This is a genomic window from Amorphoplanes digitatis (genome assembly GCF_014205335.1).
Lineage (GTDB): Bacteria > Actinomycetota > Actinomycetes > Mycobacteriales > Micromonosporaceae > Actinoplanes > Actinoplanes digitatus.
This window is the reverse complement of sequence record NZ_JACHNH010000001.1, coordinates 6,892,659-6,907,140: the sequence shown is the minus strand read 5'-3', so window position 1 is coordinate 6,907,140 and position 14,482 is coordinate 6,892,659. Positions and strand designations below refer to the sequence as shown.

The following is a 14,482-nucleotide window of genomic DNA, read 5'->3' as shown; positions in this document are numbered from 1 at the left end:
CGATGGTCTTGGTCGGCGCATGGCACCCGATGTTAGCCCCGATAATCGTGATCATTTCCGGCGTGGTGACGGGCCGTCGGACCGAAGGTTGAGATCGGCGGCCGCACTCATCGACTCACAGTCGCTACGCGCCGGTCCGCGGCAACCCGCCCCTCCTACACGCCGACGGCGGCGGCGCTGGCGTCCCAGAGCCTGGCGGCGAGCTCCGGGTCGGCGGCCCGGCGGTCCGGCGCGGTCACCCGGTGCCCGACGTAGTAGGCGCCGTCGGTGACCTCCGCGGTCGCCAGCCAGCAGAGCAGGGCGCCGGCCTTCTCGGAGCTGGTGAGGAACGGCGCGAACCGGTAGAAGAGCCGCATCACCGCGCCGGTGCCGAAATTGCTGCGCACGATGCCCGGGTGGAACGACACCGAGGTGATGTCGGGCCAGCGGCGGGCCGCCTCCGCGGCGAAGAGGATGTTCGAGGACTTGCTGGCCCCGTACGCCTGCCACATGCTGTGGCTCTGCGCCGACCCGGTGAAGTCGTCCGGATTCGCCTGCCCCCCGCGGTGCGCCTGCGACGCGGTGTTCACCACCCGGCCGCCGCGCAGCGCGTCGCGCAGCAGGTTGGTCAGGAGAAAGGGCGCCAGGTGGTTGCCCTGGATCGTGGACTCGAAGCCGTCCACGGTGCGGACATAGGACCCCGGCATGCCGCCGGCATTGTTCGCCAGGACGTCGATCGACGGGTACGCCGCCAGCACCTTCGCCGCCAGATCACGCACCTCGTCGAGCGAATCGAAGTCGGCACGGAACTCGTCCGGCTCCGGCCCCGTCGCGGCGGCCCGGACCTGCGCCATCGCCGCACCCAGCCGACTCGGGCTACGGCCGACCACGATCACCTGGTCGCCCTGTGCGGCAAACTGTTCGGCCGCGGCCAGGCCGACACCCGAGCTGGCCCCGGTGATCATGACGGTGCGTGGCATTCCGTACTCCCTTGGTCGTCGGTGCGGCAGCCGCACCACCGTGCATTCTGGCACTGGGTCTCACAAAAGGATCGACGAACGTGGCGCCCGCACCCGCCCGGCCGGCCCGCCGAGCCCACCGACGCCCCATGCCGGCCCGCGGCAGCCCGCCGGTCCCGCTCCGCCCGGTCCCACTTCGGTCCCGATCCGAGCCGCTCCGACTCCGCCTCGGCTCCGGCTCGAGCCCGCTCGGGGTTCGATCCGGGTCCGCTTCGTACCCGCTCCGGGTCTGCCTGGGTCCCGCTCCGGCCCTGCTCTGGGCACACTCCGGTCCGCTCCGGCCCGCTCCGGCCCGCTCCGGCCCGCTCGAGTCCGGTCCGGGTCGGCTCGGATCCGGTCGGATCGGCCGTCTGGTCCCGTCCGGTCCGGGATGCTCCGGGCCGCTCCGGGTCCGGTTCGAACCCGCTTCGGGCCTGGTCCGCGCCCCGGTCCGCGCCCCGGTCCGAGCCCGGCTGTGCGGATCCGGTGGACCCGCGACGTCGCTGGGGTTCCCCGCCCGTGACCTGCGGCTCTCCTGTCGTTGGCGCGGCCCGTCGTAGGTGATCTCCGGCCGCTCCGGCCGCCGCCGCGCGTGTTGCTTTTTTGTCGGACCCACGGTGTACTCTCATTCGTAGTTAGAACGAGTGTTCGATTGGTTCGAACTCCTGTGCCAGGCGATCGCTCGGGCTGACTGACCGGGAGCCACGTTTCGCGGCGGGCTCCCGCGTGCGGCGCCCGCGAAGCGCCGCACGCGAGGTCCGGGCATTCGCGGGCTCGGACCGGCACGAGGCAGGACCGTCGTTCGCCGCCCTCGACCCCCGGGCGGCGGGCGACGGACCCGCCGGCAAGCCCGGCCGGGTGTGGTGTGGGGAAGCTTCACACCCGGCCGGCTGCCACAACCGCTGTGCCTTCCTCCGCAGCGGGATCGGTTCGACCAGCACGTCGGATGCGACACACGCGAGGAGAGACCATGGTGAGCAACCCGGCTTACCCGGTGCCCAGGCAACCGAGCCCCGGCCTACTGGCGCACGCGCACGCGCCAACGGCCGCGGCCCAGGCGGCACCCACGGTTCCGGCCAACCTGCTGCCGAGCCGCACGCCTGCCCAGCTGCTCGCCATCGCCCGCCAGGGCCTGGCCGAAGCGGCACACACCCGTCCTGACGGCCTGCGCTACGCCGCGGCGCACCTGGCGGCGCTGCGCGCGGCGGCGGCGGTGCTCGCGGCCCGGGCCCGTCCGGCGGCGCCGACCAAGCGCGGCCGGGTGACAAGCGCCTGGTCTCTCCTTGTTCTGGTGGCGCCGGAGTTCAGCGACTGGGCGAGCTACTTCGCCCTGGGCGCAGCCAAGCGCTCGGCCGCCGAAGCGGGCATCCCCCGGGTAGTCAGCGAACGCGAGGCGGACGACCTGCTCCGCGCCGCGGAGCATTTCGTCTCGCTTGTCGAATCGGTGCTGGGCCTGGCCTACCAGCCGACCCTCGAGGCCGCCTGACCACCCGGACCCCGGGCCGTCGCCCTCGATCGCCGAATCGGGCCGACCCGCCCCACGTAGCCACTTCGGTGATGCCGATGTCGAGCCGTCCCGAGCAAACGCGACCGACCCCGCCACGTCGAGGGCGCGCCGGACCGGCTGCGTGCCGTTCGCGCACGCAGATCACACGGCGCCGGCTGCGACCGGACGCGCTTCCCGGCTCGGACGCGGAGGCCGACAGCCGGGTGTCCTTCGCAGCTGGCGTGGGCCAGGCCGCGCGCCTTTGGCGGGGCTCCCGGGACCCGTCCCTGCGGGTACCGGGCGAGCAGGTCAACGTCGAGAGCGGCCACTCGACCCGGTGGCGGCTGGCCCGCCCAGAGCCGCCGCGACGCTCTCCGGAAGCGGGGTGCTCATGACGCGGTCGACGCCGGCCCGGACGCCGGCGACGTGGCTTGGGTGCTGGCGATGCGGACTTGGGTGCTGGCGACGCCGGCCCGGACGCCGGCGACGTGGGCTTGGGTGCTGGTGGCGCTGACCCGGACGCCGGCGACGCTGACGGCTACGTCCGCGGCCTCGGTGTGCGGGACGGTCTTGTCGTGGCTGTCGCGCCCGATGGTCTCGCCGGTCCGCGCCCGTGTGGCGTCGGCGGTGGGGTGCTGGTCCGGCCGGCGTGGCCGGTTCGGTGTTCGGACTTATGTCGTGGCCTCGGGTGGGCCGTGACTTTAAAGATCAACTTCAATGGGTTCAAGGCGAGGCGGGGAAATGGCCGGGCGCATGATCAACGGTGCTGCGGCCCTTGCTGACCTGATCCGTCCAGTCGGCGAGGCGGACGGTTTCGGAGCCAACCGGGTGCTGCCGGTGCTGCCGGAATTGAGTGGCCTGCTCCCGAGCCGGAGCCTCCGCCGGGGCACCACCATCGCCGTCGCCACCGGCCGTTCCCCCGAACCCGATGGATTAGCGCACGGAGCGCACCGCAACTCATCAAGGTCCTTGGTGGGCAGTACCTCGCTGTTGCTGGCGTTGATCTCGGCGGCTTCCCGCGCCGGATCGTGGTGTGCGGTTGTCGGCGTTCCCGCGCTGGGCGCGCTGGCCGCTGCCGAGAGTGGGATCACCCTGGACCGGCTGGCGCTGGTTCCCGATCCCGGTCCTGAGTGGCCCACCGTGGTCGCCGCCCTCATCGACGGCGTGGACGTGGTGGTCGTCGCCGTGCCCGGGCAGCTCTCCCCGTCGATCACCAGCCGGCTCGTGGCCCGGGCGCGGCAGCGTGGCTGCGTCCTGATGCCCTACGGACGGTGGGACGGCGCCGATGTGACGTTGCAGGTCACGCACGGACAGTGGGAAGGACTCGGCGCGGGCCACGGCAGGCTGCGCCGCCGGAAGGTCACCATTGTCGCCCGAGGCCGGGGCGCGGCGGCCCGGCCCAAGGAGATCACCATCTGGATGCCGGGAGTCACCGCCCCACCCCCGAACGACCCCGCCCCCGGCATCCCACCTCGTCGCCGCCCCACCACCATTTCCCCGGCATCACCTCCAGCCGCCGATGACGACCCGGCCCTCACAGGGCCGGCCGGAGAAGGCCGAGCTTCTGCGGGGGTTGCGAGGGCGAGCCGGGTTCGTGCGGGGCTGGCTGGGGTGAGTCGGGTCTCTGCGGGGCTGGCCGGGGGAGGGCGAGTTTCTGTGGGACTGGCGGGGGAGGGTGGGGTCCCTGCGGGGCTGGCTGGGGTGAGTCGGGTTCGTGCGGGGGTGGCTGGGGAGGGCCCGGTCTCTGTGGGGGTGGACCGGGCTTCTGTGGGGGTGGGGGAGGAGGACCGGGTCTCCGCACGCTTCGGTCCGCTTGCCTCCGTTACACGTATTTCGTCTGCGGCGATGCTTCCGGCGGGTGCTGTCGAGCTGGATTCGCCGTGGGGTTCGGGTGAGCGGGGCGACGGTGGGCAGGCGGGGTTGTTCTCGGTGGGGTTCGGGTGAGTGGGGGCAGCGCCGGGGTGCGGACCCTGCTCGTCTGGTGTCCGGACTGGCCAGTCATGGCCGCCGAGATCGTGGATGGGGTTCCTGCCGCCGAGGCCGTTGTCGTGCTGCGGGGAAACCGGGTTCTGGCGTGTTCCGAGGCTGCGCGCGCCGAGGGGGTGCGGCGCGGGCTTCGGCGGCGGGAGGCGCAGAGTCGGTGTCCTCACCTTGTCGTGGTCGAGCACGATCCTGGGCGGGATGCTCGGGCCTTCGAGCCGGTCGTCGCCGCCGTCGAGGAGGTTGCCGTCGGGGTCGAGGTCATCCGGCCCGGTGCCTGTGCGCTTGCCGCGCGCGGGCCGGCCCGGTACTTCGGTGGTGAGTTGCCGGCTGCTGAGCGGATCGTCGAGCAGGTGGCTCAGGCCTGCTCCGTGGAGAGCCAGGTCGGGATCGCGGACGGGGTCTTCGCCGCCGGGCTTGCGGCGCGTGCCGGGCAGGTCGTTGCTGCTGGGCGTACCCGGGAGTTCTTGGCGGGGGTGCCCGTCGAGGCGCTGGAGCGGCCCGAGCTGGCCGACCTGCTGCGGCGGTTGGGGATCAAGAGCCTGGGGGACTTCGCGGCGTTGCCGGCCTCCGATGTGCTGACCCGTTTCGGGTTCGACGGGGCGCTCGCGCATCGGCTGGCCGGCGGGCTCGACTATCGGCCGCTGGCCGTGCGGCGGCCGCCGCCGGATCTGGATGTCCAGGACACCTACGACGAGCCGCTCGAACGGGTCGATGTGGCCGCCTTCGCTGGGCGGGTGCTGGCCGAGCGGCTGCACGACCTGCTCGCCGCGCACGGGCTCGCCTGCACGCGGCTCGGCATCGAGGCGGTTACCGCCGACGGGCAGGAACTGCACCGGGTCTGGCGGCACGACGGCACGCTCACGGCCGCGGCCATCGCCGAGCGCGTACGGTGGCAGCTCGACGGCTGGCTCACCGGCGCCCGGCGCGGCGCACCCAACCGGCCGACCGCGGGACTGGTCCGGCTGCGGCTCGTGCCCGAAGGGGTGCTCGTCCACCTCGGATTACAGCCCGGCCTCTGGGGCGACGCGGGCTCCGAACGGGAACGAGCCCACCGTGCCCTGAGCCGCATCCAGGGTCTGCTCGGACCGGAGGCCGTGGTCACCGCCGTGCTCGGCGGCGGGCGGTCCGCGGACGACCAGGTTCGCCTGGTGCCCTGGGGCGATGAGCGCGCACCCGCGCGGCCCAGCGGTGACCTGCTCACGCCGCTGCCGGCGTTCGACGCGGCCGCCGTATCGCCGGCTGAGACGCCCGCCCTCGTCGCGCTGACATCCGCCCCGGCGCCGGTTGACGGCCCCGCCTGGTCGTCCGTCGGGGGTCTTTCCTCACCGGCCGATGAGGACCTCGCCTCGCAGTCGGCCGGCGGTGCCGCTTTGCCGTCGGCCGGGGGTTCGGCCCCGCCGGAGGACCACGACCCGTCGCCGGGCGGAAGCAGGGAGCGGGGGACGGCTGGCAAGACGCGGCGAGGGCTGAAGGTGGTGCCCGATGCCGCCCCGCTGGAGATCTCGCGCGATGCCGAATGCGATGGCGAAGAGGCGGGCACGGCCCTGGCAACCGCGGAACGGGATGCACGGGAGGAAGACGCGACATCGCTGAAGGGCGTCGGGCGGTCTGACGCGGTCCGGGATGGGGCGCGCAAGGCGATCGAAAGGAGCGCGGCCCAAGCGGCGGAAGTGCCTCAGGCGAAAGCGGATGAAGGTGCGGAAGCGGGCGAAGGCGCGGGCCCAGGGCAAGGCGCGGGCCCAGGGCAAGGGGTAGGGCCTGGGCAGGGAGTAGGGCTTGGGCAGGGAGCAGGGGCTGGGCAGGGAGTGGGGGCTGGGCAGGGAGTGGGGGCTGGGAGGGTGGGGAGGGGGCGGGGGGTTAAGCGGGCTGTGCCGTTGCCGTCCTGGCCTGGTCGGTTGCCTCGGCCTGCGCCCGCCCTGGTTCTTCCGCAGGCACTGCCTGCCGTGGTGCTGGACGCCGGCGGGCAGTTGGTCGGGGTCAGTGCTCGGCTTGAGCTCTCCGGTGAACCCGCGTTCCTGCTGATCGAGAACGGCGGGCCGGCCGGGGGCGGCGGGCGGGTGGAGATCGTCGGGTGGGCCGGGCCATGGCCGGTCGACGAGCGTTGGTGGGCGCCCGTCGAGGCTCGGCGGCGGGCCCGTTTCCAGATGGCCGTCGTCGACGGGCGGGCGTTTCTGCTCTCCCTGGTCTCCGGGCACTGGGCCGTGGAGGCCATCTATGACTAGCGCGGCGGTCACCGGTCAGGGTTGGTGGTGGCGATGAGTTTTCATAATCCGCGGATGCCGTGGTCCACGCTCGAGGGCACGCTCTCCGGCAAGCGGCATCTGCACGTCGTCGACCCGCTCGCCGTCGACGCGGACGGTGGGGACTCGCCCGCCTGGAGCCGGAAGCGGCAGCCCTATCAGGCGCCCGCCCTGCTCCGGAGCCCCAGCACGGACCGGTACGCGGAGCTGCACTGCCACACCAATTTCAGCTTCCTGGACGGTGCCAGCCACCCCGAGGAGCTTGCCGAGGAGGCCGCCCGGCTCGGGCTCACCGCGCTCGCGGTCACCGACCATGACGGCTTCTACGGGGTGGTGCGGTTTTCGCAGGCCGCGCGGGAGCTCGGCCTGCCCACCGTCTTCGGGTCCGAGCTCTCCCTGGACCTCACCAGGCCGCAGAACGGCGAGGCCGATCCCGAGGGCCGTCACCTGCTGGCCCTCGCGCACGGGCCCGAGGGGTACGCCCGCCTCGCGCGCACCATCTCCCGGGGTCAGCTCGACGGCGCGGAGAAGGGCAAGCCGGCGTACGGCGACCTGGAGGACGTCGCCGCGGTCCTGCGCGATCACGTGCTGGTGCTCACCGGCTGCCGCAAGGGCAGCGTTCCCAGGGCGCTCGCGGAGGGCGGCGTGCCGGCGGCGGCGTACGAGCTGGACCGGCTTGTCGATCTTTTCGGGCGTAGCAACGTCGCGGTGGAGCTCACCGATCACGGCGACCCCTACGACGATGACCGGAACGACGCGCTCCACGAGCTCGCGCTCGGCCGACGGCTGGAGATCGTCGCCACCAACAACGTGCACTACGCGACCCCGGCGCGGCGCAGGCTCGCCACCGCGCTCGCCGCGGTTCGGGCGCGGCGCAGCCTGGACGACATGGACGGGTGGTTGCCGGCCGCGGGTACCGCCCATCTGCGCAGCGGGGCCGAGATGAAGCGGCGGTTCGCCGCCTATCCCGGTGCGGTCGAGAACGCCGCGATGTTCGGTGAGGATCTCGCCTTCGACCTCAATCTGGTCGCGCCGAGGCTGCCCGATTTTCCCATTCCCGAGGCCGGGCACAGCGAGATGAGCTGGCTGCGGGAGCTGACCATGCGCGGCGCGCGGGAGCGGTACGGGCCGCCGCAGGCGCACCCAAGGGCGTACGCGCAGATCGAGCACGAGTTGCGGATGATCGAGGAGCTCGATTTTCCGGGGTACTTCCTGGTCGTCTACGACATCGTGCGGTTCTGCCGCGACCAGAACATCTACTGCCAGGGCCGGGGCTCGGCCGCCAACTCGGCGGTCTGCTACGCGCTGCGGATCACCAACGTGGACGCCGTCGAGTACGACCTGCTCTTCGAGCGGTTCCTCGCACCGGAGCGGGACGGGCCGCCGGACATCGACGTGGACATCGAGTCGGACCGCCGCGAGGAGGTGATCCAGCACGTCTACGGCAAGTACGGGCGGGAGCACACCGCGCAGGTCGCCAACGTCATCTCCTATCGGCCGCGTTCCGCCGTACGGGATATGGCCAAGGCCTTCGGGTTCTCGCCCGGGCAGCAGGACGCGTGGAGCAAGCAGATCGACCGGTGGGGCAGTGTCGCGTCGGTCGACGTGGACGAGGTTCCGGAGCAGGTTCTCGCGTTCGCCAACGAGGTGCAGGGCTTTCCGCGGCATCTGGGTATCCACTCCGGCGGCATGGTCATCTGCGATCGGCCGATCATCGAGGTGTGCCCGGTCGAGTGGGGGCGGATGCCGGGGCGCACGGTGTTGCAGTGGGACAAGGACGACTGCGCGGCGATCGAGTTGGTCAAGTTCGACCTGCTGGGGCTGGGGATGCTCTCGGCGCTGCACTACGCGTACGACATGATCGAGTCCGACCTGGACATCAGCACCATGCGGTTGGACGATCCCGAGGTCTACGCGATGTTGTGCCGGGCCGATTCCGTCGGGGTCTTCCAGGTGGAGAGCCGGGCGCAGATGGCGACGCTGCCCCGGCTCAAGCCGGGGGTGTTCTACGACCTGGTCGTCGAGGTGGCCCTGATCCGGCCGGGCCCGATCCAGGGCGGCTCGGTGCACCCCTTCATCCGGCGCAAGAACGGCCTCGAGGAGGTGACCTACCCGCATCCGCTGATGCGCAACGCGCTGGAGAAGACCCTCGGCGTGCCGCTGTTCCAGGAGCAGCTCATGCAGTTGGCGATCGACGTCGCCGGCTTCGACCCGGCCGAGGCCGACCAGTTGCGCCGCGCGATGGGCTCGAAGCGGTCCGTGGAGAAGATGGAGCGGATCAAGGCCCGGCTGTACGCGGGCATGGCCGAGCGCGGCATCACCGGGGAACTCGCCGACGACCTGTTCGTGAAGCTGTCCGCGTTCGCCAGCTACGGCTTCCCGGAGAGCCACGCGATGAGCTTCGCGTACCTCGTCTACGCCAGCGCCTGGCTCAAGCGCTACCACCCGGCGGCCTTCTGCGCCGCACTGCTCAACGCGCAGCCGATGGGCTTCTACTCGCCGCAGTCGCTGGTGGACGACGCCCGCCGGCACGGTGTCGAGGTGCGCCGGCCGGACATCAACTCCAGCGACGCCGCCGCGACCCTGGAGTCGACGCCGCGTACCCGCTGGTGCAGCGAGCCCGGCGAGCCGCCGCACGCCTGGGGGCTCGGTGGTCCGGCCGTGCGGATGGGGCTGACCAGCGTCCGTACCCTCGGCGACGAGCTCGCCCGGTGCATCGAGGAGGAGCGGCGCGCGCACGGCCCGTACCGGGACATGGCGGATCTCGCGCGCCGGACCGGATGCGCGACCGCCCACCTGGAGGCCCTCGCGACCGCCGATGCCTTCGCGGGTTTCGGTCTCTCGCGGCGCGAGGCGCTGTGGGCGGCGGGCGCCGCCGCCCAGGACCGGCCGGACCGCCTTCCGGGTACGGTCACCGGCACCGAGGCGCCCACCCTGCCCGGCATGGCCGACGTGGACAAGCTCGTCGCGGACGTCTGGGCGACCGGCCTGTCACCGGACGCGCACCCGGCGCAGTTCATCCGGGCCGAGTTCGAGCGTGTCGGTGCGCTGCCGATCGCGCGGCTGGGCCGGGTCGAGGCCGGTACCCGGATCCGGGTCGGCGGCATCGTTACCCATCGGCAGCGGCCGGCGACGGCGGGCGGGGTCACCTTCATCAACCTCGAGGACGAGACGGGGATGCTCAACGTCACCTGCTCGCCCGGCCTGTGGCAGCGCTACCGGCGGGTGGCCCGGACCAGCACGGCGCTGATCGTGCGGGGGCGGCTGGAGAAGTCCGAGGGCGTGCTCAACCTGGTGGCGGACCGGTTGGAGGCCATTGCCCCGCCGGTCAGCCCGGCATCCCGTGATTTCCGGTGAGAGGGGACTATATTTCCTTTTTCATATGATTTGCTCCGAGGTTGGGGGAGTTCGCCATGATCCGCGCCGTCGCCGCGTCGGCCGCCGCCGCAGCACTCCTGCTCACGGCCGATCCCGCCGCGGCGGCGATCGGCAGCCGGGTCGCCGCCGGGACCGGCAATCCGGGCGCGGTGATCAGCGCGGCGCGGGCGAAGATCGGGCTGACCGCCGGGACCGGCAGCCCGGGCGCGGTGATCAGCGCGGCGCGGCCGAAGACCGAGCTGACCCTGAGCTACATGGCCTTCAACGGGTACGCGGCCGCGGTCGTGCTGCGCTGCCACCCGGCCGGCGGCACCCACCCGAAGAAGGTAAAGGCCTGCCGGCTGCTCACGAAGGTCGACGGCGACCCGGGCCTGCTCAAGCCCGCCGCGACGCCGTGCACGTTGGAGTACGCGCCGGTCACCGCGCAGATCAAGGGCAGATGGCGGGGCCGCCCGGTCGACTGGTCGCGGCGGTTCGGCAACCGCTGCGAGATGAACCGGACCACCGGCGTGCTCATGACCTTCTGACCGACCCGCACCTCATGGAGTGGCGGGCCACCGCTCGCCGCCCCATCGCGGCACGCGGCCGATACGCTGCGCAGGTGGACACCGCATCGACGCGTACCCCCCGATCGCCCGTCACCGTGCGTACCGCAGCCGTCTGGGCGGTGCTGCGGCGTGAACTCGAGCGCAGCGCCGGACGGTCGCTGACCGTGCTCGACGTCGGCGGCGGGACGGGTGGGTTCGCCGTACCGCTCGCCGAGGCCGGACACTCCGTCACCGTCGTCGACGCCAGCCCTGACGCGCTCGCCGCTCTGACCCGGCGCGCCGCCGACGCGGGCGTAGCCGACCGGGTCCGGGCGGTGCAGGGCGACGGCGACGCGCTCGCCGGCCTGGTCGCGCCGGCCAGCGCCGACCTGATCCTGTGCCACGCCGTGCTCGAGGTCGTCGACGACCCGGCCGAGGTGGTCGCCGCCATCGCGACCGCCCTGCGCCCGGGCGGCGCGCTCAGCCTGCTCGTCGCCGGGCGGGCCGCGGCGGTGCTGGGCCGCGCGGTCAACGGCCACCTCGGCGCCGCGTCGGCGCTGATCGACGACCCGGACGGCCGCGCGGGCAACCGGGACACCCTGCGCCGGCGCTACGACGCCGAGACCGCGTCGGCGCTGCTCGGCGGTGCCGGCCTCACGATCGAGGAGATCCACGGGGTACGCGTGCTGGCGGACCTGGTGCCGGCGGCGGTCGTGGAGGCCGACCCGGAGGCGATGCTCAACCTCGAACTGGCGCTCTCGGCCCGGCCGCCGTTCCGCGACATCGCCTCCCAGCTGCACCTCTTCGCGCGGCGCCCGTGACAGATCTGCTGCCGCCCGAGGCGTTCGAGCCGGTGCGGCCGGCGTACGGGGTCAGCAGCCTTGCCGACCTGATGCCCAGCGCGTGCGCGCTGCTCGGGGTGCCCGGCACGACGGACGTGCTGGGGCTTCGCGCCGAACTCGAGGGCGTCGACCGGATCGCGGTGCTCCTGGTCGACGGGCTGGGCAGCTACCAGCTTCCGGTCGTCGCCGGGTACGCCCCGATCCTGGGGGATCTCCCGGGCCGCGACCTGACCGTGGGTTTTCCGTCCACGACCCCGTGCAGCCTGGTCACGCTCGGCACCGGCGCGCCGCCGGGCGCGCACGGGATCCTGGGCTTCACCCTGCGCCTGCCGGACGGCGGCATCCTCAACCACATCCAGTGGGGCACCGACCCGGACCCGGCGCAGTGGCAGCCGGTGCCGACCTGCTTCGAGCGGGCGGCCGCGGCCGGCGTGAACGTCACCCAGGTGACCCGCCCGCAGTTCGAGGGCACCGGTCTGTCGGTCGCGGCGAACCGGGGTGCCCGGTTCGTCGGCGCGGCGAACCCGGATGAGCTGGCGGCGGGCATGCTGGCGGCGCTGAACCGGCCCGGCCTCGTCTACGGCTACCACCCGGATCTGGATCACCAGGGGCACGCGGCGGGCGTCGACTCGCCGCCGTGGCGCACGGCCGCGGCGGAGGTCGGTCAGCTGGTCTCCCGGCTGGTCGACGGGCTGCCGGCCGGCGCCGCGCTGCTGGTGACGGCCGATCACGGGCAGCTCAACGTGCCCGCCGAGGGGCGCGTCGACCTGGACCGGGACCCGGCGCTCTCGGCCGGGATCGTCGCGGTCTCCGGCGAGCCGCGGGTCCGTTACCTGTACGTGGCGGACGGGGCGCGCGATGACGTCATCGCGGCCTGGCGCGGGGTGCTGGGACCGTCGGCCTGGGTGCTTGCGCGCGAGGAAGCGGTCGCCGAGGGCTGGTTCGGGCCGGTGTCTCCGGCGCACCTGGACCGCATCGGCGAGGTCGTGGTGATCTGCCAGGGGCGGGCCGTGGTGCTGGCGAGCGGGCGGGAGCCGGCTGCGGTGGGGCGACTGGTCGCCTACCACGGGTCGGTGACCGCGGCCGAGATGACCGTTCCGCTGCTGATCGCCCGCTGAGTTCTGTCGTACCCGGCCGATAGCCTCCGGTCATGGGACGAAGTCAGGCCATCGGCGGCGGGCGCGATCCGCGGTTCGGGCCGGAGGCCGACGACGCGGGTTGCCCGATCCTGCATGTCGACATGGACGCGTTCTTCGCCGCCGTCGAGGTCCGCCGCCGCCCCGAGCTGCGCGGCAGGCCGGTCGTGGTGGGCGGCGTCGGCCCGCGCGGCGTGGTCAGCTCCGCGAGCTACGAGGCCCGGCGCTACGGGGTCCGCAGCGCGATGCCGGCCGGGCGCGCCCGCGCGCTCTGCCCGCACGCCGTGTTCCTGCCGCCCGACTTCACCGAGTATTCGGCGGCCTCCGACGCGGTCATGCGGATCTTCAGGGACGTGACCCCGCTTGTCGAGCCGCTCTCGCTGGACGAGGCGTTCCTCGACGTCTCCGGCGCGCAGCGGCTGCTGGGCCGCCCCGCGGCGATCGCCCGCGACATCCGCGCGCGGGTCGCCGAGGAGCAGCGGCTGACCTGCTCGGTCGGGGTCGCGCCGAGCAAGTTCGTGGCCAAGCTCGGCTCCACCCGCGCCAAGCCGGACGGCATGATCGTCGTGCCGGCCGGTCAGGTGCTCGACTTCCTGCACCCGCTGCCGGTCGGCGCGCTGTGGGGCGTGGGCGAGCGGGCCGCCGAGACGCTGCACCGGCTCGGCCTGATGACGGTCGGCGACCTGGCCGCGGCGCCGCCCCGGATGCTGCGCGGCGCGCTCGGCGAGGCGTCCGCCGCGCACCTGCACGAGCTGTCCTGGGGCCGCGACCCCCGCCGGGTCGTGCCTGAGCAGGCGGAGAAGTCGATCGGCGCCGAGATGACCTATGACACCGACGTCACCGATCCGGCCACGATCCGCCGCAGCCTGCTCGCCCTCGCCGACAAGGTGGGTGTCCGGCTGCGGGCCGGCGGTCACGTGGGCCGCACGGTCACCATCAAGATCCGCGTGACGGACTTCCGCACGGTCAACCGGTCGCGCACGATGCAGACGGGCACCGATGTGGCACGCGAGATTTTCGAGACCTCCTGGGCATTGTTCGAGGCGCTCCGCCCCGCCGAGGCCATCCGTCTCGTCGGCGTCCGGGTCGACGGGCTCGCCCCGGCGGCGGGCGCGTCTCGCCAGCTCAGCCTGGGTGAACCGGACCGCGGCTGGCGCGAGGCGGAGGCCGCGACGGACGCCGCGGCGGCCCGCTTCGGGCGTTCCATCGTCGTACCGGCCAGTCTTTTGGGACAAACCGATCTACGTCGAACCGAAAATCACCCGCACTCAACGGTCGTCCCGCTTTCCGACCCGCCACCGCCCTCGTAGACTGCGATTAGGCAGCCGGACGGCTGTCTCGCACCATCGGCCCACCTGCACCACCGCCGGGGGGCCGGACATGCGCCCGGGGAGGAATGCCGTGCCGCTCTCGGAGCACGAGCAGCGGCTGTTCGACCAGATCGAGCAGTCGCTTGCCGAGGACCCCAAATTCGCCTCCGCAGTGCGGGCCAGCGACCCGCGTTTCCACGCCCGGCGTCGACTCGTCATCGCCGCGTTCGTGATCGTCGCTGGGCTGGCACTGGTTGTCTACGGCACGGTGAGCAGCAATACGCCGCTCGGCGTGGCCGGGTTCGTGGTCATGCTGGCCTCCGCCGCGTTCGCGATGCAGAGCCGCCGGAAGGGGCAGGCACCCGACCTGCACGCCGTCGGTGGCACCGCGACCCGCCGCACCAGGCAGACCCGGAAGGCGGGCTTCATCGACCGGCTCGAGGACCGCTGGCGTCAGCGTCCCGAGGGCCACCGCTAGCCGGCGACAGCGACGACGAAAATGGCGGCCTGCCGGCCGCCATCGCCGTATCCGCGCGGCCCATCACGACGATGAGCCGCCGAACACCCGAGCGGTGTCCTCAACCAGGGACGCCGCTCATTGCT

Annotated in this window: 9 protein-coding genes and 1 pseudogene; 9 read left to right on the top strand and 1 reads right to left on the bottom strand. The window is 73.0% G+C overall.

The features are described 5' to 3' along the window. Positions 1 to 155: 155 nt before the first annotated feature. Positions 156 to 959, bottom strand: a complete 804-nt coding sequence (locus tag BJ971_RS30135) for an SDR family NAD(P)-dependent oxidoreductase (protein WP_184996538.1) — start codon at positions 957 to 959, stop codon at positions 156 to 158. 988 nt (positions 960 to 1,947) lie between these two features. On the opposite strand from BJ971_RS30135, the gene BJ971_RS30130 reads away from it, so the two are divergent. The 9 genes and pseudogenes from BJ971_RS30130 (at position 1,948) to BJ971_RS30090 (ending at position 14,357) form a co-directional block, all read left to right on the top strand. Next, positions 1,948 to 2,463 (top strand): SAV_6107 family HEPN domain-containing protein, encoded by a 516-nt coding sequence (locus tag BJ971_RS30130; RefSeq protein ID WP_184996537.1) that lies wholly within the window; start codon positions 1,948 to 1,950, stop codon positions 2,461 to 2,463. 741 nt (positions 2,464 to 3,204) lie between these two features. Further along, a pseudogene (gene imuA' / locus BJ971_RS30125) lies at positions 3,205 to 4,002 on the top strand (DnaE2-dependent mutagenesis accessory factor ImuA'); the annotation flags it as partial. A gap of 461 nt (positions 4,003 to 4,463) precedes the next feature. Further along, positions 4,464 to 6,668, top strand: coding sequence for a Y-family DNA polymerase (locus BJ971_RS41720; protein ID WP_239087398.1), 2,205 nt, complete (start codon positions 4,464 to 4,466; stop codon positions 6,666 to 6,668). Positions 6,669 to 6,701: 33 nt separating this feature from the next. Beyond that, complete coding sequence (locus BJ971_RS30115; RefSeq protein WP_184996536.1) at positions 6,702 to 10,043, top strand: error-prone DNA polymerase; 3,342 nt, start codon at positions 6,702 to 6,704, stop codon at positions 10,041 to 10,043. Positions 10,044 to 10,099: 56 nt separating this feature from the next. Then, a complete protein-coding gene (locus BJ971_RS41715; RefSeq protein ID WP_239087399.1) occupies positions 10,100 to 10,591 on the top strand; it encodes an SSI family serine proteinase inhibitor in 492 nt (163 codons plus the stop codon). A 74-nt stretch (positions 10,592 to 10,665) separates the two neighbouring features. After that, entirely contained in the window at positions 10,666 to 11,412 is a 747-nt protein-coding gene (locus BJ971_RS30105; RefSeq protein WP_239087400.1) for a methyltransferase domain-containing protein, read from the top strand. Beyond that, a complete protein-coding gene (locus BJ971_RS30100) occupies positions 11,409 to 12,551 on the top strand; it encodes an alkaline phosphatase family protein (RefSeq protein WP_239087401.1) in 1,143 nt (380 codons plus the stop codon). The genes BJ971_RS30105 and BJ971_RS30100 overlap by 4 nt, the downstream gene beginning before the upstream one ends. A 32-nt stretch (positions 12,552 to 12,583) precedes the next feature. Then, positions 12,584 to 13,879 (top strand): DNA polymerase IV, encoded by a 1,296-nt coding sequence (locus BJ971_RS30095; RefSeq protein WP_184996534.1) that lies wholly within the window; start codon positions 12,584 to 12,586, stop codon positions 13,877 to 13,879. A 91-nt stretch (positions 13,880 to 13,970) separates the two neighbouring features. Next, positions 13,971 to 14,357, top strand: coding sequence for an SCO2097 family morphological protein (locus tag BJ971_RS30090; protein ID WP_184996533.1), 387 nt, complete (start codon positions 13,971 to 13,973; stop codon positions 14,355 to 14,357). The last annotated feature ends 125 nt before the right edge of the window (positions 14,358 to 14,482 follow it).

Coding starts and splice junctions, on each gene's coding strand:
- BJ971_RS30135 (WP_184996538.1), bottom strand. CDS start 959: ATGCCACGCACCGTCATGATCACCGGGGCCAGCTCGGGTGTCGGCCTG.
- BJ971_RS30130 (WP_184996537.1), top strand. CDS start 1,948: ATGGTGAGCAACCCGGCTTACCCGGTGCCCAGGCAACCGAGCCCCGGC.
- BJ971_RS41720 (WP_239087398.1), top strand. CDS start 4,464: ATGGCCGCCGAGATCGTGGATGGGGTTCCTGCCGCCGAGGCCGTTGTC.
- BJ971_RS30115 (WP_184996536.1), top strand. CDS start 6,702: ATGAGTTTTCATAATCCGCGGATGCCGTGGTCCACGCTCGAGGGCACG.
- BJ971_RS41715 (WP_239087399.1), top strand. CDS start 10,100: ATGATCCGCGCCGTCGCCGCGTCGGCCGCCGCCGCAGCACTCCTGCTC.
- BJ971_RS30095 (WP_184996534.1), top strand. CDS start 12,584: ATGGGACGAAGTCAGGCCATCGGCGGCGGGCGCGATCCGCGGTTCGGG.